Below are 23,589 nucleotides of genomic sequence, written 5' to 3' on the forward strand. Positions count from 1 at the left end.
AATCCCCTTTAAGCGATTTTCTCTGGCGCTCGGAGCACAGCAGTGCTTTGCTTTAACCCTCGCTCAGGGAACGGATCTTCACTGCTTTCAGCGCATTAAAATATAGTAAACCCTCGGTAAAACTGACCATGCAAATGAGTGACTGGGAGAAGTTACCTGTTAAAAGTCTTAACATGGCTGAGGCGGCGTAACTTACGACCAGTGATTCTTTCTAAATTGAAAGGCATTTAGTTATCGTTAAAGTCATATCTATCCCGAATCTAGATGACGAAAAGTCTGTCACGCATAGTAAGCTTATCCCATATCTTTTTGGCATAATTGCTAGCTAAGAGGCGACTAAGCAAAAAACTCGCTCGCCCCCTTGACCTGAGATTCAAAACATTGCTATAGTCAATAATAACGATACATGTTTTATCATTTTAAAGAATAAAAAAGCTTTGAACTTACTGTTATAAGCTCATTATTTAAAGATACAATGCTCGACTAATATTATGATTTATCAGCGTAAAACGGATTTATGCTGCTATTATTGATTGCCTATGCCGGCTTATAGCCTTCAAAACAAATAGATAAGGACATCACATGCATCAGAATTCTCAATCAGTCAAACAACTCATCAACGGTCAGTTTGTAGATTCTAATACCTCAGAATGGATTGACCTGACTGACCCTGCCACCCAAGAGGTCATCGCCAAAGTCCCACAGACCACAGACGATGAAATCAATCAAGCCGTTGCTGCCGCTAAAGCTGCCTTTCAGACATGGCGAAAGACGCCAATTAGCACCAGAGCGCGCGTTTTTTTAAAGTACCAAGCCTTAATCCGTGAGCACATGGACGAGCTGGCCGAGACACTAACAGCAGAGCAGGGCAAGACGATTGCTGATGCCCGAGGTGATGTGTTCCGAGGTTTGGAAGTCGTTGAGCATGCCGCGAGTATTACCAATTTACAGATTGGCGACTTCGTCGAGAATGTCGGTACTGGCGTCGATACCTATAGCATTTGGCAGCCGCTGGGCGTGTGCGCAGGCATCACCCCATTTAACTTCCCCGCGATGATCCCATTGTGGATGTTCCCTATGGCTATCGCCACGGGCAACACCTTTATCCTAAAACCCTCTGAACAAGACCCGATGGTCACAATGCGGCTGGTCGAGTTGGCGGTTGAGGCTGGTATCCCAGAAGGCGTGCTTAACGTCGTGCACGGCGGTAAAGCCACCGTCGATGCTATTTGTGACCACCCCGATATCAAGGCGGTATCATTCGTCGGCTCTACCAACGTTGGCCGTCACGTTTATGAGCGCGCAGGTCAAGCAGGCAAGCGCGTCCAATGTATGATGGGCGCCAAAAACCACGCGGTTATCCTACCGGATGCTAATAAAGAGCAAACTTTGAATCAATTAGCTGGCGCTGCCTTCGGTGCGGCAGGTCAGCGCTGTATGGCGCTATCGGTCGTGGTATTAGTAGGGCAAGCGGGCGAGTGGGTCAACGACATTAAGGCCAAGGCTGAAAGTTTGGTGGTCGCTGCCGGTAAGCATGACAAAGACTTGGGCCCGCTTATTAGTCCTGCTGCCAAAGAGCGGGTGGAGCGCTTGATTCAATCCGGCGTTGATGAAGGGGCTAGTCTAATCTTAGACGGTCGCGGCATCACTGTAGAAGGTTATGAGAAGGGCAACTTTGTCGGACCAACCATCTTTGACCATGTCACTACTGATATGCAGATTTACTCGCAAGAGATATTCGGCCCTGTACTTTGTATCATGCGCGCGGATACGCTTGATGAGGCCATCGAGATCATCAATGCCAATCCGAATGGCAATGGCACGGCTATCTTTACCCAGTCAGGCGCCGCCGCGCATAAATTCCAGCAAAATATCGATGTCGGTCAAGTGGGTATCAATTTACCGATTCCTGTGCCCTTACCGATGTTCTCTTTCTCAGGCTCGCGAGCCAGTAAGCTTGGCGACTTAGGCCCTTATGGCAAGCAAGCGGTGCAGTTCTATACCCAGGCCAAGACGGTCACGGCGCGCTGGTTTGATGATGACGCTAGCCGCGGTAAGGTCAATACCACGATTTCAATGTAACAGTTTTCAATGAAGTGCTTTTCAATAAAGTGCTTTTCAATGAAATAATAGCAATAGAACACGTATTTATGACTAAAGCTCTACCACTGTATCAATAGGAGAGCAGCCATCAATTTATAGGTGTTAGTACTGTCTATTACTAATTGCAGCCGCTACCAATCGATCAACGTAGAGTTTGGTCAATTAGGTTAGAATGAGATTTCTATCAAAGACAAAGTTAAAGTTAAGGACGACACATGGATTTTAGTTTAAACGAAGACCAGCAGGCTTTTCAGCAGGCCGCCCGTCAGTTTGCCTTGAATGAGCTTAAGCCCAACGCGGCGGAGTGGGACCGTCAGAGCCATTTTCCTGTCGATGTGATTAAGCGAACAGGAGAGCTTGGCTTTTTAGGGCTATATACCAATCCTGATTATGATGGTTTAGGCCTACCACGGTTGGATTCAGCCTTGGTCTTTGAAGAGCTGGCGTGGGGCGATACCTCAGTAGCGTCCTATATTAGTATCCATAACATGGTGTCATGGATGATTGGCGAGTTTGGTAGTGACGATGTCTGTCAGCGCTTTTTACCCAAAATGATGACTGGAGAGTGGCTAGCGAGCTATTGTCTAACTGAGCCGAACGCAGGGTCGGATGCGGCTTCTTTGACGACCAAAGCGGTTAAGCAAGGCAGCGGCGCAGACAGCTATTACCTATTAAATGGCGAGAAGGCATTTATTTCAGGTGCAGGCGAGACCGATGTCTTGGTCGTCATGGCACGGACTGGTGGACCTGGCCCCAAAGGGGTCTCAGCCTTGGTGGTCGATGCGCACAGTGAAGGCATTAGCCTTGGCAAGAATGAAATCAAAATGGGCTGGAAAGCTCAGCCAACGCGTAGCCTGCATTTTAAAGACGTAAAAGTACCCGCGGCTAACTTACTGGGCGAGGAAGGGCAGGGCTTTCGCTTTGCTATGAAAGGTCTAGATGGCGGCCGCATCAATATCGGTATTTGTGCTGTCGGTACAGCGCAAGCCGCTCTAGAGACCGCAAGCGCCTATGTGCAGGAGCGAAAGCAGTTTGGCAGCGCTATCGGTGGCCTGCAATCTGTGCAATTTAAGCTGGCTGATATGCTCACGCAGACGATTGCCGCACGGCAAATGATTTATTTGGCTGCCAGCAAGCTTGACCAAGGCCACCCGCAAGCGACCGCTTACTGCGCTATGGCGAAGAGAATGTCGACAGACTTGAGTTTTGAAGTCGCTAACCAAGCGCTCCAGCTGCACGGTGGTTATGGTTATCTCAACGAATATCCTCTTGAGCGTCACGTCAGAGACCTACGCGTGCATCAGATACTTGAGGGCACTAATGAGATTATGCGTGTCATTATCTCTAAAAGTATGATGCAAGATGATGCGCTGTTGTCACTGCGCTAGCTCGTTAAGCTCTAAACTTAATAGAGAATTAAACTAAAAGAACTCGAATAAATAATAGGAGCAAGGATGCCAAACTATACCAATATGTCATTAACTATCAAAGGTCATATTGCTACGCTGACTTTAGATAACCCACCTGCCCATACTTGGACCAAGGACGGTCTTAACTCGCTAACCACGCTTGTGAACGACCTTAATAATAATGAGTCGGTCTATGCGCTTGTCATTCACGGGTCAGGAGACAAATTCTTTTCAGCAGGTGCAGACCTGAATAGCTTTGCTGATGGTGATAAAGGCAATGCCATTAGTATGGCCATTGCTTTTGCTGAGGCTTTTGAAGCCTTGACCAGTTATCGCGGCGTGAGTATCGCGGTCATTAATGGGTATGCCATGGGCGGCGGCCTCGAATGTGCGCTAGCTTGCGATATTAGAATAGCAGAGTCACATGCGGTCATGGCGTTGCCTGAAGCTAGCGTTGGGCTATTGCCTTGTGCTGGCGGGACACAAAACCTGCCTTGGCTCGTTGGAGAAGGCTGGGCCAAGCGTATGATACTGTGCGGCGAGCGTGTGGATGCCGAGACGGCGCTGCGAATAGGTCTCGTTGAGGAGGTCACCAACCAAGGTCAAGGCTTAGCTGCCGCTCAAGAGCTGGCGCAAAAGGTCGCTAAGCAATCGCCTGTCGCGGTCAGCTATTGTAAAGATCTTATTCAATCGGCAAGACATGCGCCGCCGGCTCACAACCTTATCAAAGAGCGTGAAGCCTTTGTTAAGCTATTTGATACGGCTGACCAAACAGAGGGCGTTCAAGCTTTCTTAGAAAAACGCAAACCAGTTTGGCAAAATAAATAATATTTTACGAGACCACAGTTATTAAATTGCCACTAAATCGCTAGTGACTGTTTTAATAGCAGTAGAACCAGTAGTGATGGGTCTAATACAATAAGTATTTAAACGTGAAGTTCTATGTAGTAATAGCGGCATAGAACCATTCGATTTAGCTATTTAATCTATAACTTAACGGCACTTTAATTATGCAAAATAATCCTAATAATTCAAACAACTTGAATAATAATGATGTATTAGCCTCAAGTCCTGCTAAGGTTGACCCTTCAGAGGCGTCCGCTTTATTTCAAACGTATCCCACCTCATGTGGCCATCTTATTGCTGAGATAACACTGAACGATCCAAAGGCATTAAATGCGTTAAGTGTCGATATGTGCCAGCGCATAAGCGTTCAACTGCTTGAGTGGCAGCAAGATGATGCTGTCGTTGCCGTGTTACTGCGCGGAGCAGGCGATAAAGCATTCTGCGCAGGGGGCAATATTCGAAAGTTATATGACAGTATGGTTGAGCATACCGAGCTATCTGGAGAGGCGAGTCAGACGGCCAATCCCTATGCCACTGAGTTCTTTGGTAGCGAGTACGACTTGTACCGTCAAATGCACTTTTATACTAAGCCAATAATTCTATGGGGTAGTGGCATTATCATGGGCGGCGGTATGGGACTAATGGCCGCTTGTAGCCACCGAATCGTCACTGACACCACGCGCTTCGCCATGCCAGAGATTACCATTGGCTTATTCCCTGATGCGACAGGCAGTTGGTTTTTACAGCGAATGCCCGCCAAAGTTGGACTGTTTTTAGGGCTTACCGGCGCACAATGTAATGCAAAGGATGCGATGCTAGCCAATCTCGCTGAATATGCGCTACCAAGTAGTGCCTACAGTCAGCTCATTGATGCCTTAACGCAGACTAATTGGAGCGACAATAGTAACAATAGTAAAAGCGCTAATGGTCAAACGGCAGACCGACAAGCAGATGAAACCTCAACCGCCCAGCCTGCTGCTCAAACGTCAGATGGTGATGCTCCCTTACGCCATAGCCACAGTATTACCAGCCGCGTACTAGCGGAAATCTCAATGGCAAATACAGACAGTCTAACCTTAAAGCCAAGTAAGCTGGTTGAATATTGGCAGCCCATTCATACGCTCATGACTATTGGCGGTATTGAAGATATCGATGTCATTTTACAAGATGACGATAAGCTAGCTGCTTTGGATTCTGATTTCGCCACTGACAGTTGGACTCAAAAAGCAGTAGCGACTTATCGAAAGGGCTGTCCCGTCACCGCCATGCTGACCTATGAGCTATACCAGAGAGTCGGTGCGCTCTCACTTGAGCAAATTCTCTACTTGGAGACCAATGTCGCGGTGAACTGTGCCAATAATCCAGACTTTAGAGAAGGCGTGCGAGCACTACTGATTGATAAAGACAAAAATCCGCAGTGGTCGAGGACCCTTGCTGATTGTCTAACACCAGAGGGCTTGGCTTATATCGATAGCCATTTTGCCAACCCTTATCCATCAGGTGAGCACCTTTTCAAAGGATGGTTGACAGATAGAGCGTATGGCGTTGGTGCAGTGAGGTAAATAATTTTTGAACCCTTTTATAAAACCTACCTTTATATAAATATTATAGTCAGTCAGTACAATCAAAGAGCGCTTTGACTAACAAATAACACATCAAGGAGTGATGATATGACCAGCAGTGCTACAGAGACTAGCCGAATTGCCTTTATTGGTCTTGGTAATATGGGTGCGCCGATGGCTAAAAACTTAGTTAGTAATGGATTTGACGTGACTGTGTTTGACTTAGCCGCTGAAGCAAAGGCGTCGCTAAGCCAAACAGGGGCCAAAACTGCTGACTCCCCTAAGCAAGCTGCCGCTGGCGCAGACGTCGTTATTACGATGCTACCAGCAGGTAAGCATGTCAAAAGCGTTTATTTGGGCGATAATATTGATGAAGTTCAAGATATCGAGGATGCTATTCGCAACAACCAATTCGCCGATGGTTTATTGGCGTCGCTCGCGCCTGGGACGATAGTGATTGACAGTAGTACCATTGCCGCAGCCGATGCTAGGGCAGTAGCAAAAGTTGCCGAACACTATGGTCTGGTGTTTTTAGACGCGCCAGTGTCTGGCGGTACGGCTGGTGCAACTGCGGGGACGCTGACCTTTATTGTCGGTGGAGATAAGGCTGCATTTGAGCAGGCCAAGCCAATATTGACGGCGATGGGTAAAAATATCTTTCACGCAGGCGATCATGGCGCGGGGCAAGTGGCTAAAATTTGCAATAATATGCTATTAGGTATCCTCATGAGTGGAACGGCTGAAGCGCTCAACTTAGGCATCAAAAATGGTTTAGATGCTGCGGTGCTATCCGATATTATGCTGCAAAGCTCAGGTCGCAACTGGACTTTAGAGGTATATAACCCATACCCTAATGTCATGGACAATGTGCCAGCAAGTAGAGGCTACACTGGTGGCTTTATGAGCGCGCATATGCACAAAGACTTGCACTTAGCGCTACAAACGGCGAATGACACAGGTGTGGAGGTGCCGATGGGACGTCAAGCTACCGAGCTCTATGACGCACATATCAAAAGCTATTCCCAGCAAGACTTCTCGAGTATTATGGGAATATACGAGCCTTCTGTGCTTTCTTAAGCCAATTATTCTTAACCCGATCATCGCTCACTAAGAGTTGGCTGAGCAAGCTCGATGCAGTAAGGTTGGTTGAATATGATTGGCCAAGAATGACTTTAGCTTTGTAGCTCGTACACCAAAGCCTGAATATCTTTGGCGGCTTGCTGAAGTCTAGGCACTAATGCTAATAAGTCCTCAAGCGAGACGCGAACGGTGGGACCGTGGACATATAATGACGCCAAATAGCGATCCTTTTTGTCCAGTATCGGTACAGAAACGGCGACCATCTCTGAGATAAACTCTTCATTATCTATACCAATTCCAGTCTTTGCAATCCGATTAAGCTCAGCATTTAGCTCATCGATATTGACAATAGTGTTTTTGGTAAACCTATCCAATGGTAGGCTATTAAGCATTTTGCTACGACTACGCGGTGACAATTGGCTCAGGTACAGCTTACCGGTAGCGGTACACCACATGGGCGACTTGGCACCGATAGGAAGGTATATCTGCAGGGGTAAGTCGGTCTGTGCGCGATTAGTATAGACCATATCCATGTTATGCGGTACGCCAATGCCGCATGTCTCTTTGACATCGTGAACCAGTCTTTGCAAAATAACTTGACGCTCACTAAAAAATTGCCGCTGCTGCCATAGCTCGACACTCAAGTTGCGTACGCGCTTACCTGGAATAATGCCGCCAGTGATGTCGACAGCGACAAACCCTTCATCCACCAGCTGCTGGATAAGTCTATGAATAGTAGGCTTTGGAATGTCTAGCTCTTGGGCTAACTCCAGTGGTGTAAGAGGCTTTGGCGCGTACGACACAGCTTCAATAATTTGTAAGACTCGGGTAATAGAAGACACTTTTGGCATGGTTACGACTCATAACTTGATAATTTGCAATCTAACGGTAGTGATAACCTTCTGCGCTATGGCAGAGGGTCACTGTCAAACGATATTACATTATATATTGCTTTGCTACTGATTGCTTTGGTACTACATGGTGGTCTAGATATTGCTACAATTTAGTCTAGATCGCCGCTATGACTTACTTTCTATAGGAGGATTGATTATCTGAGTCTTAGCCTTCTTTTTAAAAGACCTCAATCTCTAACACGGTCTTGAATTAAATTGAATAAAGTTACAGATTGTAGTGAGACTAAATGAGGTGGGAATCAAGCCAACTTACTTGAAGTGGGTTTAAGTTATTTGGATTTAAGTTATTTAGGCTCAAGTTATTTGGCGTGTGGCGATAGAAACGCATACTAAATACCTACCTAGGTGTAAGTTGCAACTAAAAATAGTTATCAAAACCTTTGTTGAATCGTGGTAGGCTATTTAGCGATGAGTCATCGAGTCATTAGCTTTGATTTAGTGCTAGTCGCCCCCATAGTATTTGTAGTGTTAAATGTTACTAACAATAGAATTTGTAACATGAAGTTACATTTTACGCTGCTATTGCCGTTTTATTACAAGATATATGCAATGGTTACATAATGGCAAATAAATATTAGGTTTTGAGGGGTGACATTTAGCACAAAAATTGTTTTAATCTGCCCAACAGAATGATTGATGCTTCGTTTCTTTATCGTCATCTAAGAGGGGCGTCATCATTTTAGGGCTTATTTTTTTTAGGAGAGATTTATGAAATTCGTTAAACTTACTGCTATTGCTGCTGCCGTTTTAGGTTCTACTGCTGCTATGGCTGTTGAGCCAGCTGCTCCTGTTGCTGACCAAGTAGCTCCTGCTTACCAGTATAACTCAGACGCTGGTATTATCCGTAATACTACTGGTGCAGTTGTTGGTACTACTCGTACTTTGTTTGACACCGTTACTCATCCAGCAGCAGTTAGCGCTGAAGTTGGTACACTAGGTTATGGTGCTAACGTTGCTTGGGGTCTTAACGAAACTACTGAACTACAAGCTGGTTGGGCTGGTGGCGATATTGGTAAACTAGCTGGCGGTGATTTTGACGCTAATGATGTTACTTATGATATCGAAACTGATTTCAGCAACCCATACCTAGGCGTTCAATTACGTCCTGCAGCTAACTGGTTCACAGTTGGTGCTGGTATCATCGTTCCTGATAACGAAATTACTGCAACTGCTCAAGCTAAAGATGCAGGCCCTAATGGTTACTACCCAGTAGACGGTAAAAAATTCTACGTTGGTCAGCCTAATGGTGTTGAGCTTGAAGAAGGTGACTTGACTAACGTTGGTAGTGTTAAAGCTGACTTAGAGCATCGCAACAAACTTGCTCCATATGCTACTATCGGCTTCCGTCCAAATATTAACAATAACTGGGGCGTATTCGGTGAGCTAGGTGCTGCTTACATGGGTAAAGTTGATGCTAATGTTGTTGCTAACGGTGCTAACGGCGATGAAGCTGAAGCGCGTATCCAGCAAGAAATTGAAAGCGAAAAATACATGGAATGGTTACCTATCGTTAAGCTAGGTGCTACTTACCGCTTCTAATAAATAGCTATTATTAGTTGGTACTAAAAAAACGGCCTTCGGGTCGTTTTTTTATGCCTGCTATTTTATGTTTGACAATATATCCTAATGCGATAACTAAAATATAACTACAAGCTGCTCGGCAAGTATCAGCCCGATACGGTAGCTGTCTTGATTAACAAGAAGGGTTTCAGACAATACTATAAGCTGTTGACTATTATCTTGTTGTGCAGATTGGCAGGGATAATGAGTAGAGGTAAGCTCGTTAATACGAGCCGCATTAATGATCTCGGGGATCAGTTGCGCGCAGGATTGGCCTAAGGTAGCAATCAAAGTCGTCTGTTCAATCTTAACCAGACATTCTTTGATCTGCCACAAATGGCGACATAACTGCGCGCATAGTGGCGGTTCGATATTCTGTAGCTGAGTAATTTCATCATCGTGATAAAAGCGCTGGGCTAGACGCCAGCTGACCTCTCGAGCCTCAATATCTACTCCTGAGGGACGCTGAGTATTCAAAATAACAGCAACTTGGCTTTGCGAGTGGCTAAAACAAAGGTAATGGCCTGCTTGTGATAAGCGATATGGAAAGCTACGCTCATCAATGTCATCAGTAATATTCAGATGACTCATTAGCGCTTGGCACAAGGCTCGCACGGCCAATCGTTGAATATTGAGTGTGTGATTAGTGGGTTGGTGTCGTTGTGAATCACCTAGATTAGAATCTGCTGATTGTTGGGTGTTAAATGCTATCTGCGCTGTTGCACACCAGCACCCATCGTCCAATTTAAAAAATTGAGGCAAATGGATCATTAGGGGAGTCTTTAGTTTAAAAGGATTATAAGAAATCTGGATAGCTATAAGTATAGCGGCAAGTAGAAAAAACCCCAGCTAATGAATAAAGTAGCTGGGGTTTAATTTTTATGAGGCTATATTAGGCTATTAACACATCATCTGTCAGTAGTCATCAGTAGCCACGGGCAAACCTAACTAGTAAGACAGTTCAGCGCGGCGATTCTGGGCATAGGCTTGCTCAGAGTTGCCAGTAACTGCTGGACGCTCTTCACCATAGCTGATGACTTTCACGTTGCCCGCTGATACGCCTTTAGAAGCTAGGTAGCTACGAACTGCTTGGGCGCGGCGCTCACCTAGGGCCATATTGTACTCACGACTGCCACGCTCATCGGTGTGACCTGCGACCAGTACAGCAGCTGAAGGGTTGCTGGCTAGTAGAGCAGCATGCTGATCAAGGATAGCGGCTGCTTCAGCAGTGATGTCACTACGATCGAAGGCAAAGTAAACCGTTGCTTGAATATTCTGCGCCGCATTAACGATAGCATCTGCGTTGTTTACGAGCGCGCCACCATTATAAACGCTGCTACCACCAGGGATACCAAGCGGGGCAACGACTACCTCAGAAGTACCAGCACGCTTAGTCGCACAACCCGTGGTGAAGGCGACAGAGCCAGCTAAAACTGCAAGGGCAGTGACTTTAGTAACGAGTTTAGTATTCTGGTGAAGAGATGACAAAGCAGATAACATAAAAAGCTCCTAAACTTCCTCAATGAGGGGCAGTTATAATGACAATAGTAATAAAACAATCACGACTTAAATTCATTATTATCGCCGTGTTGCATTGAATCACATCATAAATTCAATGTTACGTTATGTAAGTAGCATTACTGTAAATAATGGCAAAGTTAAGACACTTTTACAAGATATTTCGACTGACACTAGCCGATTAACCTAATAAAAAACTTATCGATTTAAAGATTGACTGCTAAAAATATGTGGGATAAAGATGAACCGACAGTTTTGATAGATTTTTTAATTAGAGTGCCTATTTAGTGCACCTATAAATAAATAGTATAAATCCTTACCAGCGGTACTTGTCCCAATTTTCTGGATTGGCCCAGTAGTCTGCATTGAGCCAATGAGGTCTTGGCTTATAGTCAAAAAGATTAAATTGCCAAGCCTGAAGCCTGTGAGCACTATTTGATGCAGAATTTAACGAAGAGTTGTTTGGGACAGTGTTTTGTATGTTAGGACTACTTAATTCGTAATCAGCCACACTTATCGGTGAATCGCGTAAACTGACGAAGCCATAAGGCCGTAAATTAATATCGCCGCTTAAGACCACAATAGTATGCTCGGCATCTAGGTCTCGACTACGTATCAGCGTGGGTAAATAGTGTTTGAAGGCGTCGCTACTGATTGAGGGCAGCCAAAAGCAGATTAGCTCATACCGCTGCAATGTTTGTGTTTGGACTAAAGTCTCTATATCGATAACCTCAACCACCTCGGTATCTAGCTGCGCAATAGCCAGCTTATAATATGAATTTTCTATAGCCCATAAAACCTTATCATGCGGATTAGGCGTTGAATGAAGCGATGACTCAGTTTGACTGGTGGTCGATGGCGCTTGAGTACTGGATAATAGCTCTTGAGTATAGTGGGCAAATTGCTGCAATAAACTGGGCGACGGCTTATCTTTAATCATATCAGTAGGCGCAGGTGATGACTTAGGCATAGTGCAAGAGCTTCCAGATCGGGATAAAGAGTGTGGGTAAAAATACAAAGGCTTCTTAAGTTTAGAGGAGCAGTACTGAGAGAAGAAAGATAACAGTATCAAATAGGGTGGCTACTATTAGCACTCCTTAAGCGAATAATTATCACTAACCCTTGAAATTTTAGAATATATGCCAACTATGAATACATATAAAGTAGGCTCAATAATACTGCCTGTTAATACATTAATCTAGTTTAGGCAGTTACTGCTAATAACTGATTGCTAGTAACTTATATGAGTTTTTTTAGTATTAACGATAAGCATATTATGCGTGTATACACTCGTTATTACTATAACACAGGGGAATTTAGCCCCGCTTTAGATAAAATTTTGGCTAAGCGCAAATGAGCTTAGCTTCCCTAATTAAGGATAAAAACTATGTCAGAGGCCAATAACGACGTCCAAACTATCAATCCTAATATGCCTGATGTGCCCCCCGTCAATCCTACTGAGCCGCCGACAAAGATATTCCTTAAGGACTATAAGCTACCAAGCTTTGATGTCGAGACTATCGACTTAGACATCAAGCTATTTGCTGATCATGCGCTGGTCGATGCGACGCTTAAAATGGTCAGACAAGCTGAAGGTGCGCTGACACTATTTGGTCAAGACCTTGAGCTTAAATCAATTACCATGAACGGTAAGGCGTTAGCGGCTAGTGACTATACGTTAGACGCTGAGCGATTGGTTATCGAAGATGCGCCAGATCAAGCCACCTTGCAGACACAAGTGCGCATCTGCCCGCAGACTAATACGGCGCTTGAGGGCTTGTATATGGCCGGTGAAGGCGCTGAGACCATGTTTGTGACTCAGTGTGAGCCTGAAGGCTTTCGCAAGATTACTTTCTATCCTGACCGCCCTGATGTACTAGCGAGATTTACTACGCGCCTTGAAGCAGACAAGCGTTTTCCGACCTTGCTAGCCAATGGTAATTTAGTCGAGCAGGGTGAAGTTGATGGTCAATCTGAGCGTCACTATGCAATTTGGGAAGACCCGACTAATAAGCCCAGCTATTTATTCGCTTGCGTCTTTGCTGACCTTGATGTCTTGACCGATCACTATACGACTTCTGAGGGCCGTGAAGTATTGTTAGAGCTGTATGCCAAAAGCTCAGACATTGATAAGTGCCACGTGGGCATGCAAGCGCTTAAAGATGCCATGAAGTGGGATGAAGACAACTATGGCAGGGCCTATGATCTAGATCGCTATATGATCGTGGCGGTGAGTCAGTTCAATATGGGCGCGATGGAGAATAAAGGCCTTAATATCTTTAACACCTCATGTGTATTATCAAGTCCTGAGACGACAACAGACGAGCGCAGCTTCAATGTTAAGGCTGTCATCGCTCATGAGTATTTTCATAACTGGACGGGTAACCGCATTACCTGCCGTGATTGGTTCCAGTTATGTCTAAAAGAGGGTTTCACGGTATTTCGTGACCAGTCCTTCTCTGCCGATCAGCAGTCAGCTGCGGTGCAACGTATCGATGACGTGTCGATGCTGCGCGCGCATCAATTCAGTGAAGATGCTGGGCCGCTTGCACATCCTGTGCGCCCTGAGAGTTTTGCCGAGATTAATAACTTTTATACCACCACGGTCTATGAGAAAGGCGCAGAAATTGTGCGCATGATTTATAACACATTAGGGCCAGATAAGTTCCGAAAAGGGACTGATGAATACTTCCGTCGTTATGATGGTCAAGCTGTGACGGTCGAGGACTTCTTATCTGCTATGAGTGTGACTGACACCAGTGTAGAGCCATTCTTAGATTGGTACCGTCAGCCGGGCACGCCAACGCTCTCAGGACAGCATAACTTTGATGCTGAGTCGCAAACTTTGACGATTACCTTATCGCAGCAGACACGGCAAGTATCAGGATTTGATGCGCCAAAACCATTACCGATTCCGGTAGCCACTGCCTTATTCGATAGAGATTCAGGCGCTATCTTAGAGGAGCGGTTGCTACTTTTAGATCAACAAGAGCAGTCTTATACCTTTAATAATATCGCTAAGATGCCCGTCATCTCCTTGCTGCGCGACTTTAGTGCCCCGGTACAATTGAATTTTGATTATTCGGATGATGATTTAGCCTTTCTCATGACCCATGAGACCAATGGCTTTAATCGCTGGCAGGCGACGCAGATACTGGTTAATAAAATATTGCTGCAAGATAAACCTGCGTCCAGATATTTAGAAGCCTTATCAGCTACTATGCCGTCGCTAATCGATGAAGACGCTATGCTAGCCGCGAGACTGTTTGATATCCCCTCACAGCGTGAGCTGGCTACGGCGATGAGTCAAAACTATGATCCAGCCGTAATGAAACAAAAACGTGAAGCTTTATACAATCAGGTCGCGACTCATTTAAAGCCAAAGCTTAAACAGTGGTATCAGTCGCTGCCAATCGTTACCTTTGAAGATACACCAACAGCTCGTGGCAAGCGTGCCTTAAGAAATGTCCTATTGGATTTGGCACTGACCGCTAAGGTTGATGGTGCAGCTGATTGGGCAGTGCAGCAGTACGAGTCAGCCAGCTGTATGACAGAGCGCTTGGGTGCACTAAAAGCAATAGTCAATCATCAATTATCAGACACTGAGAAATATCTAACGAACTTCTATGAGCGCTTCAATGATGAAGCCTTAGTCATCGACTTGTGGTTTAGCGTTCAGGCGGCTTCAGACCATGTCAGTGCCGATGACATTACCAAGCTGATGGCACGAGATGACTTTGATTGGGGTACGCCGAACCGGGTGCGTGCGGTAATAAGTGCCTTTGCCGCGCAGCCGGATGTGCTTTGGACGCAAGTAGGACTAGAGGTCTATACTGAGGTCATCGCCAAGCTTGATGAGCTAAATCCAGTATTGGCCTCACGCTTGCTGCAAGTACTCGCACGTTGGTACACCTTAGTTGATGCGCGTAAATCAGTCGCTCATGATCAGCTGCTCAAGCTGCGCGATCGTGTGTCATCTAAGCATGTCCTCGAAAGTTTAGGTAGTGTATTGAACGCTGAGTCATAAGTTCAAGTGTTTACCGTCATCTAAGGCTCTAACGTAAAAAGCCCATCGATTTGATGGGCTTTTTATTATATAAAACAGAGGGCCGCTTAACGGCTTAATACCATTAACGATTAGGGAGGACGTCTTTTACCTCATCGCGCAGGTTACGGAGGGCAGCGACACTACTTTCCCAGTCAAGACAGCCATCGGTAATAGACTTGCCATACTCTAAATCTTCGAGATTGCTAGTGAGCTTCTGGTTACCACCTTTTAAATGACTTTCGATCATCAGACCAATGATAGATTTATTACCATTTTTGATTTGCTCAGCGACGTTTTTGATGACCATCGGTTGAAGATAAGGGTCTTTACCAGAGTTGGCATGACTAGAGTCAATCATAATCTTGCCGCTAGTTTTACCTTTAGCCAGCTCATTTTCAGCTTGAGCGACCGCTGTCTCGTCATAGTTAGGCCCTGCTGCGCCGCCGCGGAGTACAACGTGTGCGTATGGATTGCCTTTAGACTTAATAATAGAGACTTTACCATCAGAGGACAGTCCCAAAAAGCTATGACCGACTTGTACCGCTTGCATGGCGTTGACAGCCACTGTCATGCTGCCATCGGTGCCATTTTTGAAGCCGACTGGGCAGGAGAGACCAGAGCTCATCTCGCGGTGGGTCTGGCTTTCAGTCGTGCGCGCGCCAATAGCTGACCAGCTAATCAAGTCTTGAATGTACTGCGGCGTATTGGGGTCTAGCGCTTCAGTCGCACAAGGTAAGCCCTTTTCATTGAGATCAAGCAGTAGCTTGCGAGCTAGGCGTAGTCCTTTTTGAATATCAAAGCTGTCATTCATATCAGGGTCATTAATGAGACCTTTCCAACCGACCGTGGTGCGAGGTTTTTCAAAATAAACGCGCATAACAATAAAGATCGTGTCTTCAATCTCTTTGGCGAGTGCTGCTAAGCGGTCAGCATATTCGTGAGCAGCTGCTATATCGTGAATAGAGCATGGCCCAATAACGACAAACAAGCGTTTGTCATGACCATCCAATATATTCTGAATGGTCTGTCTACCATGCAATACGGTATGATGGGCGACGTCGGATAAAGGCAGCTCCGCCTTTAATTCAGCTGGAGTTACTAAGGGGATAAATTCTTCAATATTCACGTCATCAATATCTACATTATGAGTGGCTGGTGTCATCATGATTTTCTTTCTACTAGCTATAGGGTTGAGCTTTTCATTATGCGGTCTAAATTATCAGATGACAAGAGTATAGGTAGAGTTAATTGACTGATTACTGGAATGTAAAAACGAAAAATTTGTTATACTTTTGATAATACTATGAAGTCGTCACTAGCTTATTCCAAAATTTTATATATGAGAGTCTTATGATATCGCGATCTAATCACAATGAGACTATTTCCCAACAAGTCAAGACTCATAGTGGCCGCGCAGAACCTCAGATGGTGATAGGTATTGTCGCAGGAGAGGCGTCTGGAGATGCGCTAGGTGCTGATTTTATGGCGCAGATGAACAATCTTTTTGACGGTATTACTTGGGTTGGTGTGGGCGGCGCTCGCATGATTGCGCAGGGGTTAACGCCTATTTTTGAATTAGAGCGCCTTGCTGTCATGGGCTTGGTCGAGGTGTTGTCGCAGTTACCTGATTTGCTAAAAGCTCGGCAAGAGCTATTAGCCGCTTTTAAGCAGGCCAATATAGATTGGTTTATTGGTATTGACGCACCAGACTTTAACCTTCGGGTCGCCAAAAAGCTCAAACCAAGAGGCGTATTTTGTGTGCAGTACGTTAGTCCTTCGGTTTGGGCATGGCGCGAGTCACGAATACACGGGATTAAGGCAGCAACGCATTTGGTGCTCTGCCTGTTTCCTTTTGAGCTAGCTGTATATAAGCGTCATCATCACCCTGCTGTGTGTGTAGGTCATCCGCTGCTGCACACTATTCCAGAATATCTCGTCAAAACGCCGACCGCTGAGCTACGCAGCACATTAGTTTGGCACAATGATGGCTTGCAGCAGTATTTTAAGGAGCGTTATCAGGACGTCAGTCAGCTAATTTGTGTGATGCCAGGCTCACGGCGCAGTGAGATTAATGCGATACTACCACTGATGTTAGACGGTATCCAAAAGCTACTACTGGTCGATCCTAAGCTGTGCTTTATCGTGCCTACAGTCGATCAGAACCATCAATATATCGTCCAAGACTTAATCGATAAGCACTCAGCGCAACTTCGTGAGGCGATAACGGTGGTCTACGATCAGTCGCAGCCTAACTTCAGTCAGCAAGCGATGGCGGCTTCTGATATCGTGTTACTGGCTTCTGGAACAGCTACCCTAGAGGCGATGCTGCTTGAGCGGCCGATGGTCGTTATTTATCAATTAAATAACCTTACTTATCAGATTGCGAAGCGTCTCGTCAAAGTACCCTTTGTGTCCTTACCTAATATATTGGCAGACGAGCAAATCGTCCCTGAGCTGATTCAAGAAAAAGCCACCGCTATGAGCATCTGTCGCAGCGTGACTCAGCTCATGCTAGATCGTGCTTACAAGGTGCAGCAACAAGCGTTGATTCAGACCAAAGAAGCTTTAAAAAACCAAAGCAACCAACAGCCGGCGCATGCTGTTGTTGAGCATTGGCTTGAGCAGCAGAAATCTTGAACGCAGTAAGCAAGCTGTGTTTAATAGTTGTTTTTTCATAGCTGTTTTGCATAGTAAGTTAAGCCTGCTATTTTTTACAGCCTTTGTTGCGCTCATTACTGTCCCTTTTATAGTCAATCCATTTTATATTGGTCACAAAGTTGCTAGTATAAGCTTACGTCCGCCTCAGCCATCTGATGACTTTTAGCCAGTAAATTTATACTAGCTACTCTTTTACGTATCAGTTTTAAATCAGATTAACTGTGTTGATCAAAAGCCTTTTTGCCATTTACTAAAAGCCATATTTATGAATGCCATACCATCTGTGTCACCATCGTTATCTAAAGCAGCCATTCAGCAGCAGATTCAGCAAGTCGCTGTTAAGGGTCAATATATCAGTTTAGAAGCGCCTATCCGGTTATCAGGGTCGCTTAATTCACTAGCGCTACTGAAGGATATGAAAGGTGCGAAGGATAGTAGGGTAGAGTCTACTGAGCTGCGACTACAAATTGGCGTCGATGAAGCAGGGCGGGGGCCATTACTCGGTGATGTGGTGGTTGCGGCGGCCATACTGCCGACGGCATGGTCAGGTGAGATTGAGGCGCAGCCGTTGCAGGGTACACCACTAGCAATATTGACGGACTCTAAGAAGCTAAGTGAAAAAAAGCGTGATTTACTCTATCCCCTTATTCAACAGCAGGCGTTAGGTTATGTCGTAGCGGATGTGCCCGCGGCAGTCATTGACCAGGTCAATATCTTGCAAGCGACGATGCTAGGCATGCAGTTATGTACTGAGCAATTATTGCAAGCTATCGTCGAAAGCCTACCTGAAGCCAGAGAGGGTGAGGAGCAAGATACCGCTATTCAGAATTTTGATAGGTCAACGTTAAGCGTTGAGCTATTATTCGATGGCAATCGTTGCCCAGAGTTTGATTTTACTAAGTTGGCCACTCTCGGTATCAATCGTGAGCAAATCGACTTGCAAGCGTGGGTCAAAGGCGATGGTCGCCATACCAGTATAGCTGCTGCAAGTGTGTTGGCTAAGGTTAGCCGAGATCTAGGCATGTATGAGTTGGCCAAGCAGCACCCAGAGTTTGCTATTGAGCAGCATAAGGGCTATCCGACTCAAGCCCATCTGGCTGCTATCGCTGAGCATGGTGTTTTGCCAGCGCATCGGCGTAGCTTTGCTCCGGTTAAGCGAGCCTTAGAAGATTAGAGTTTTAAATTCACCTAACCATCGTTACTATGACGGTCTATTGCTAACGCCTGTTATGATAGTCTATAGGTTGACGTCTATTCTTAATTGCACCGTTGAGCATGATTCCCTATTGGGTTCTTAGCCATTACCTATTATAATTGCCCAATTTTTGCCCCTTTTGTTTACTATAGACTATGACCTGCCAAAGGCTTCAACGATGACGACTGTATCTTTAACCACGCCCTATTATGAAATTGATGTGCCCGCATTACGGCGTAATCTAAGTATCGTTCAGCGTCTTTGCGAGCTGTCAGGCGCTAAGGCCTTACTGGCGCTTAAATGCTTCGCGACTTGGGGTGTGTTCGATGTCATGAGTCCGTATTTGCACGGCACGACCTCGTCATCACTCAATGAAGTACGCTTGGGTAAAGAGGCCTTTGCAGGCGAAACGCATGCCTATAGCGTCGCCTATGCTGAAAATGAGATAGATGAGGTACTTGAGTACGCTGACAAAATCATCTTTAATTCCTTTAACCAGCTGGCAGCTTTTAAAGACAAGGCGCAAGCGCAAGGCATCCCTGTAGGACTGCGCCTCAATCCGCAGACCAGTAACTCGTCGTTTATTATCGCTGACCCTGCGCGGCCCTTTAGCCGTCTAGGTGAGCATGATATTAATAAAATTGAGGGTGTGGTAAGCGACATTAGCGGAGTGATGATTCATAACAACTGCGAGAATGATAGCTTTGACGCCTTTAGCGCCAGCCTTGATGATATCGAAGCTAAGTTTGGCCACCTATTCAAGCAGCTTGATTGGGTGAGCCTAGGCGGCGGTATTCACTTTATTGCGCCGGATTATCCTTTAGAGAAGCTGGCCGAGCGGCTTAAGCAATTTAGCGAAACCCACGGCGTTCAGGTGTATCTTGAGCCAGGTGAAGCCTGTATCCACGGCGCGGCTAAACTGGTCACCACGGTGCTTGATACGCTTCATAATGGCAAGGCACTCGCAGTAGTGGACTCGTCTATTGAGGCGCACATGCTCGACCTACTTATCTACCGTGAGACTGCACCTGTGGTTGAGATAAACGCTGAAGCTTGTCAGCTCATAGCAACTGAGTCTGCTACATCGACCATTATCTATGGCAAGTCGTGTCTGGCTGGCGACATTTTTGGTGAATACCAGCTAGCGCAGCCTTTACAGATTGGCGATAGAGTCGCGTTTGGCAATGCGGCTGGCTACACCATGGTCAAGAAAAACTGGTTTAATGGTGTCGCCATGCCGTCTATCGTTATCCGCGATGATGAGGGCAAGTTAACCGTGCAAAAAACCTTCGGTTATGAGGACTTTAAAGCCAGTCTGTCGTAAATTGCGAAAACATCGTTCTGGTTAATTTAGAGTTTTACCATTTGTAATGGTTAGTTTTTTGCCCAATATAAATTGGAGAGGCGAGTCATTTAAGCCGTATATTCTCTTAAGTGTTAAAAAGAAATCTACCTTCATGATCAGTGCTTGCCGCCTAGCTTTTACAAAAAGGGCAGCACGTTTTCCTTTAATAAAAGAGGCACTATGAGGGTGTTTAATTAGCAATTCGGGTACGTGGGTTTTCCTCTGGTCTTCCTTTTTAATTCACGTACATCATTAACCTGTGCCAACCACTCATCAATATGGCACTCAAAGGAGGATTCATCCGTTGACCACAACCAGTCCAGCTAGCTCAGCTCCAAAACGTAACGTACTTATCATCGGTGCAGGCGGCGTCGCCCAAGTCGTCGCGCATAAGTGTGCTATGAACAATGACGTACTCGGCGAGATTCACATCGCTTCACGCACCAAAGCCAAATGCGATGCTATCGCCGCTAGCATCGTGGAGAAGGGCAGCTTTAAGCAAGAAGCCATACTAAAAACCCACGAAGTTGATGCCATGGACAGCGAAGCGGTGGCCCAGCTTATTCGCGATACTGGCGTGCAAATCGTCATCAACGTCGGTTCAGCGTTCGTTAATATGACCGTGTTAGAGGCCTGTATCGACACGGGTGCTGCTTATATCGACACCGCCATCCACGAAGACCCACGCAAGATTTGCGAAACACCGCCTTGGTACGGCAACTACGAGTGGAAACGCAAACAGCGCTGCGCCGATAACAACATCACCGCTATCTTAGGCGCAGGATTCGACCCCGGCGTCGTCAACGCTTACGCGCGCCTAGGCTACGACATGATGGACAAGGGTAGCGTCACTGATATCGACATCATCGATATCAACGCGGGTAGCCATGGCAAATACTTCGCCACCAACTTCGACCCCGAGATTAACTTCCGCGAGTTCACTGGCACCGTCTACTCTTGGCAGAACAGCCAGTGGCAATCTAATAAAATGTTTGAGGTCAAACGTACTGACGACTTGCCTGTCGTTGGCGAGCAAAACAGCTACCTGTCTGGTCACGACGAGATTCACTCATTGTCCGCCAACTTAGACGTGCCCAACATCCGCTTTTGGATGGGCTTTGGCGAGCACTACATCAACGTCTTCACCGTACTGCAAAACCTCGGCCTACTCTCTGAGCAACCGGTCACTACTGCTGAAGGCTTAGAGGTTGTACCACTGAAAGTTGTGAAAGCCGTCCTGCCAGACCCAAGCTCACTCGCGCCAAACTATACGGGCAAGACCTGCATCGGTGACAAGGTGAAAGGCAAGATTAATGGCACAGATAGCGAGATCTTCATCTATAACGTCGCTGACCACAAAGACGCCTATAACGAAGTCGGCAGCCAAGGTATCTCCTACACCGCAGGCGTGCCCCCTGTCGCTGCTGCCATGCTCGTTGCCACTGGCGAGTGGAACGCAGGCAAGATGGTCAACGTCGAAGAATTGGACGCCAAGCCCTTCATTAACTTACTCAATAAAATCGGCCTACCAACCCGTATCCAAGATGCGGACGGCGACCGACCTTTAGCGTTTAGCGAGTAGTTTGCTCGTTAAGTTATTGATGATTTAAGTCGTCTGACATGAAAAAGCCCGTCACTCATTAGGCGGGCTTTTTTATGGGCGCAGGTTTGATAAGCTCTAAGTACTTTAGATAAAGGTGGGGGAGCTAATCCCGCCTTTTGCTTGTATCTGCTAGTCTGAGCGGGACGGGCGCTAGAGCCTGATGGTGTTCCTGTATTCTCGATACCACCTTCAGGCAAGCGCCCACAGCCCGCTCAATCTAGCAGGATACCGCTGCAGTCGGGGCTAGCGGTAATATCAGCTATCTTTTAAATATCTATCGTGGTTATAATTATCGATACTATTCTGTGAGTTAGGCTATCGCTAACCACACGCTATAGTTACTAATCCGACACTAAGCTTCCAATTTTAAGAGAAACAGATGAACAAGATATTCACTAATATAGCAATACTAGGGATGGCTACTTTAGGTCTGCAAGGCTGCCAAGTGGCAAAAAGTTCTTTAAATCTTCTTACCGATAACATGTATGTCGCCCAATTACCTGAGAAAACCTCAACCAAGCTGCAAGTTGTGACCGGGTGGGGTGGCTCCTTCAATGCGACACCAAACTCTGATAGATATCGTAGCTCGACCAAACTCGGGACAGGCGTGCTATCTATGCATGGTAGTTCAAAATCTACCCGACTTCCTATTCAGGGCTTTAACGATAAAGAAATGCGGTTAATATTTGATAATGATTTAAACCTGCCCAAACCCACTGATAGAGAGCAGCGGCTTTATCAGTCAGCAGTTGGCAGCACGGTAGATGTCACAGTGACAGAACGCTATATTACACCTGACCAGCCATTTTCAGTATATTTTAGAGGCAATGATGCTTTTAATGCCTGTAGTGTCACCGGCACCTTTACCCCCAAAGCAAATAGCAATTATCGCTTGACGGGTATGTTTGGCAGTAAATGCCTCGTTATATTGGAGAGATTTGTCAAAAACAGTCGTGGTGAGACCACGCTTGAGACTATTAAATTTGATAATTAATCTATGATCTTGTAAGTAACCTATAGTCTTGTAAGTAGAAGGTAGGTTTTCGATAGGGGGATCTACCTTTATTTATAATCAAATTGATAGCGAAAAATTGATATAAATTTTCATTTAATGCTCTATAGGCAGCATGTGTCCTATAAAGTATAATTTCATTGATATTTTATATAGCTAAAATAACGAAACTTAAATATGACAATCATCCAAGTTACCGCCTCAGAACTAGCGTCAGTCGTCCCTCTTTTTGATAATTACCGAGTGTTTTATGGTCAGCCCAGTGATTTAGACTTAGCACGGTCATTTTTATCAGCGCGACTGGCAAATGCAGAGTCCGTCATTTTACTTGCAAAGGACGACGATGATAAGCCAATTGGCTTCACCCAGCTGTATCCTAGCTTTTCATCGGTATCCGCTGCGCGCACTTGGGTATTGAATGACTTGTATGTCCTTGAAGAATATCGCGGTCAAGGCATCGGTAGACAGTTACTAAACGCCGCGCGTGACCATGCGGTGAGTACCAAGGCTAAAGGCATCAGTTTGCAGACGGCCCGTGACAACACCAATGCGCAGCAGCTTTATGAGTCCGTAGGCTACGTTATGGACACAGAGTACTTTAACTATTTCTTAGATTTATAAACTATAGTCAATCCACAATAATATTGCTACAAGGAAGCCGAGCGCAAACTATACAGTTAACAGCATAGGGCTAGTGAGGATAACACCGTAACCAGTTTATTGTGGGCAGACTATA

General features: G+C 45.8%; 18 protein-coding genes. 13 read left to right on the top strand and 5 right to left on the bottom strand.

Translation table 11 applies throughout. The features are described 5' to 3' along the window. Positions 1 to 582: 582 nt before the first annotated feature. The 5 genes from EGV92_RS10030 to mmsB all read left to right on the top strand — a co-directional run bounded on the left by EGV92_RS10030 (position 583) and on the right by mmsB (position 6,997). Complete coding sequence (locus EGV92_RS10030) at positions 583 to 2,082, top strand: CoA-acylating methylmalonate-semialdehyde dehydrogenase (protein WP_131669130.1); 1,500 nt, start codon at positions 583 to 585, stop codon at positions 2,080 to 2,082. 236 nt (positions 2,083 to 2,318) lie between these two features. Continuing rightward, complete coding sequence (locus tag EGV92_RS10035; protein ID WP_131669131.1) at positions 2,319 to 3,491, top strand: acyl-CoA dehydrogenase family protein; 1,173 nt, start codon at positions 2,319 to 2,321, stop codon at positions 3,489 to 3,491. A 66-nt stretch (positions 3,492 to 3,557) separates the two neighbouring features. After that, complete coding sequence (locus EGV92_RS10040) at positions 3,558 to 4,340, top strand: enoyl-CoA hydratase (protein ID WP_131669132.1); 783 nt, start codon at positions 3,558 to 3,560, stop codon at positions 4,338 to 4,340. A gap of 182 nt (positions 4,341 to 4,522) precedes the next feature. After that, a complete protein-coding gene (locus EGV92_RS10045; RefSeq protein WP_131669133.1) occupies positions 4,523 to 5,920 on the top strand; it encodes an enoyl-CoA hydratase/isomerase family protein in 1,398 nt (465 codons plus the stop codon). A gap of 108 nt (positions 5,921 to 6,028) precedes the next feature. Continuing rightward, on the top strand, positions 6,029 to 6,997 hold the full coding sequence (gene mmsB, locus EGV92_RS10050; protein ID WP_131669134.1) for a 3-hydroxyisobutyrate dehydrogenase: 969 nt from the start codon (positions 6,029 to 6,031) through the stop codon (positions 6,995 to 6,997). A gap of 95 nt (positions 6,998 to 7,092) precedes the next feature. On the opposite strand, the gene EGV92_RS10055 is transcribed toward mmsB, so the two are convergent. Beyond that, positions 7,093 to 7,851, bottom strand: a complete 759-nt coding sequence (locus EGV92_RS10055) for an IclR family transcriptional regulator (protein WP_131669135.1) — start codon at positions 7,849 to 7,851, stop codon at positions 7,093 to 7,095. Positions 7,852 to 8,622: 771 nt separating this feature from the next. Here EGV92_RS10055 and EGV92_RS10060 point away from each other — a divergent pair. Continuing rightward, positions 8,623 to 9,453 (top strand): hypothetical protein, encoded by an 831-nt coding sequence (locus EGV92_RS10060; RefSeq protein WP_131669136.1) that lies wholly within the window; start codon positions 8,623 to 8,625, stop codon positions 9,451 to 9,453. Between the two features lie 96 nt (positions 9,454 to 9,549). Here the strand turns inward: EGV92_RS10060 and EGV92_RS10065 are convergent, their stop codons facing one another. From EGV92_RS10065 to EGV92_RS10075, 3 genes are all read right to left on the bottom strand, one after another. Then, positions 9,550 to 10,245, bottom strand: coding sequence for a 4'-phosphopantetheinyl transferase family protein (locus EGV92_RS10065; RefSeq protein WP_131669137.1), 696 nt, complete (start codon positions 10,243 to 10,245; stop codon positions 9,550 to 9,552). A gap of 177 nt (positions 10,246 to 10,422) precedes the next feature. Next, positions 10,423 to 10,974 (bottom strand): peptidoglycan-associated lipoprotein Pal, encoded by a 552-nt coding sequence (pal, locus tag EGV92_RS10070; protein WP_131669138.1) that lies wholly within the window; start codon positions 10,972 to 10,974, stop codon positions 10,423 to 10,425. Between the two features lie 334 nt (positions 10,975 to 11,308). Next, positions 11,309 to 11,962: a DUF6231 family protein gene (locus tag EGV92_RS10075; protein ID WP_131669139.1), complete on the bottom strand. Its 654-nt coding sequence runs from the start codon at positions 11,960 to 11,962 to the stop codon at positions 11,309 to 11,311. 417 nt (positions 11,963 to 12,379) lie between these two features. Here EGV92_RS10075 and pepN point away from each other — a divergent pair, with 417 nt between their 5' ends. After that, positions 12,380 to 15,019: an aminopeptidase N gene (gene pepN, locus EGV92_RS10080; protein WP_131669140.1), complete on the top strand. Its 2,640-nt coding sequence runs from the start codon at positions 12,380 to 12,382 to the stop codon at positions 15,017 to 15,019. Between the two features lie 103 nt (positions 15,020 to 15,122). Here the strand turns inward: pepN and EGV92_RS10085 are convergent, their stop codons facing one another. Beyond that, positions 15,123 to 16,205 (bottom strand): 3-deoxy-7-phosphoheptulonate synthase, encoded by a 1,083-nt coding sequence (locus EGV92_RS10085; RefSeq protein WP_131669141.1) that lies wholly within the window; start codon positions 16,203 to 16,205, stop codon positions 15,123 to 15,125. A 260-nt stretch (positions 16,206 to 16,465) separates the two neighbouring features. Here EGV92_RS10085 and lpxB point away from each other — a divergent pair, with 260 nt between their 5' ends. The 6 genes from lpxB to EGV92_RS10115 all read left to right on the top strand — a co-directional run bounded on the left by lpxB (position 16,466) and on the right by EGV92_RS10115 (position 23,474). Continuing rightward, positions 16,466 to 17,677, top strand: coding sequence for a lipid-A-disaccharide synthase (gene lpxB, locus EGV92_RS10090; RefSeq protein ID WP_242678703.1), 1,212 nt, complete (start codon positions 16,466 to 16,468; stop codon positions 17,675 to 17,677). A gap of 286 nt (positions 17,678 to 17,963) precedes the next feature. Then, the gene (locus EGV92_RS10095; RefSeq protein ID WP_131669143.1) at positions 17,964 to 18,872 is read left to right on the top strand and encodes a ribonuclease HII; all 909 of its coding nucleotides are present in this window, start codon (positions 17,964 to 17,966) and stop codon (positions 18,870 to 18,872) included. 199 nt (positions 18,873 to 19,071) lie between these two features. After that, positions 19,072 to 20,217, top strand: a complete 1,146-nt coding sequence (nspC, locus tag EGV92_RS10100) for a carboxynorspermidine decarboxylase (protein ID WP_131669144.1) — start codon at positions 19,072 to 19,074, stop codon at positions 20,215 to 20,217. A 325-nt stretch (positions 20,218 to 20,542) separates the two neighbouring features. Beyond that, positions 20,543 to 21,820, top strand: a complete 1,278-nt coding sequence (locus tag EGV92_RS10105; protein WP_131669145.1) for a saccharopine dehydrogenase family protein — start codon at positions 20,543 to 20,545, stop codon at positions 21,818 to 21,820. A gap of 400 nt (positions 21,821 to 22,220) precedes the next feature. Beyond that, positions 22,221 to 22,835, top strand: a complete 615-nt coding sequence (locus EGV92_RS10110; RefSeq protein ID WP_131669146.1) for a hypothetical protein — start codon at positions 22,221 to 22,223, stop codon at positions 22,833 to 22,835. A gap of 195 nt (positions 22,836 to 23,030) precedes the next feature. Next, positions 23,031 to 23,474: a GNAT family N-acetyltransferase gene (locus tag EGV92_RS10115; protein WP_131669147.1), complete on the top strand. Its 444-nt coding sequence runs from the start codon at positions 23,031 to 23,033 to the stop codon at positions 23,472 to 23,474. Positions 23,475 to 23,589: the final 115 nt, after the last annotated feature.

The sequence above is a fragment of the Psychrobacter pygoscelis genome (genome assembly GCF_004335015.1).
GTDB classification, from domain to species: domain Bacteria; phylum Pseudomonadota; class Gammaproteobacteria; order Pseudomonadales; family Moraxellaceae; genus Psychrobacter; species Psychrobacter pygoscelis.

Coding starts and splice junctions, on each gene's coding strand:
- EGV92_RS10030 (WP_131669130.1), top strand. CDS start 583: ATGCATCAGAATTCTCAATCAGTCAAACAACTCATCAACGGTCAGTTT.
- EGV92_RS10035 (WP_131669131.1), top strand. CDS start 2,319: ATGGATTTTAGTTTAAACGAAGACCAGCAGGCTTTTCAGCAGGCCGCC.
- EGV92_RS10040 (WP_131669132.1), top strand. CDS start 3,558: ATGCCAAACTATACCAATATGTCATTAACTATCAAAGGTCATATTGCT.
- EGV92_RS10045 (WP_131669133.1), top strand. CDS start 4,523: ATGCAAAATAATCCTAATAATTCAAACAACTTGAATAATAATGATGTA.
- mmsB (WP_131669134.1), top strand. CDS start 6,029: ATGACCAGCAGTGCTACAGAGACTAGCCGAATTGCCTTTATTGGTCTT.
- EGV92_RS10055 (WP_131669135.1), bottom strand. CDS start 7,851: ATGCCAAAAGTGTCTTCTATTACCCGAGTCTTACAAATTATTGAAGCT.
- EGV92_RS10060 (WP_131669136.1), top strand. CDS start 8,623: ATGAAATTCGTTAAACTTACTGCTATTGCTGCTGCCGTTTTAGGTTCT.
- EGV92_RS10065 (WP_131669137.1), bottom strand. CDS start 10,245: ATGATCCATTTGCCTCAATTTTTTAAATTGGACGATGGGTGCTGGTGT.
- pal (WP_131669138.1), bottom strand. CDS start 10,974: ATGTTATCTGCTTTGTCATCTCTTCACCAGAATACTAAACTCGTTACT.
- EGV92_RS10075 (WP_131669139.1), bottom strand. CDS start 11,962: ATGCCTAAGTCATCACCTGCGCCTACTGATATGATTAAAGATAAGCCG.
- pepN (WP_131669140.1), top strand. CDS start 12,380: ATGTCAGAGGCCAATAACGACGTCCAAACTATCAATCCTAATATGCCT.
- EGV92_RS10085 (WP_131669141.1), bottom strand. CDS start 16,205: ATGATGACACCAGCCACTCATAATGTAGATATTGATGACGTGAATATT.
- lpxB (WP_242678703.1), top strand. CDS start 16,466: ATGGTGATAGGTATTGTCGCAGGAGAGGCGTCTGGAGATGCGCTAGGT.
- EGV92_RS10095 (WP_131669143.1), top strand. CDS start 17,964: ATGAATGCCATACCATCTGTGTCACCATCGTTATCTAAAGCAGCCATT.
- nspC (WP_131669144.1), top strand. CDS start 19,072: ATGACGACTGTATCTTTAACCACGCCCTATTATGAAATTGATGTGCCC.
- EGV92_RS10110 (WP_131669146.1), top strand. CDS start 22,221: ATGAACAAGATATTCACTAATATAGCAATACTAGGGATGGCTACTTTA.
- EGV92_RS10115 (WP_131669147.1), top strand. CDS start 23,031: ATGACAATCATCCAAGTTACCGCCTCAGAACTAGCGTCAGTCGTCCCT.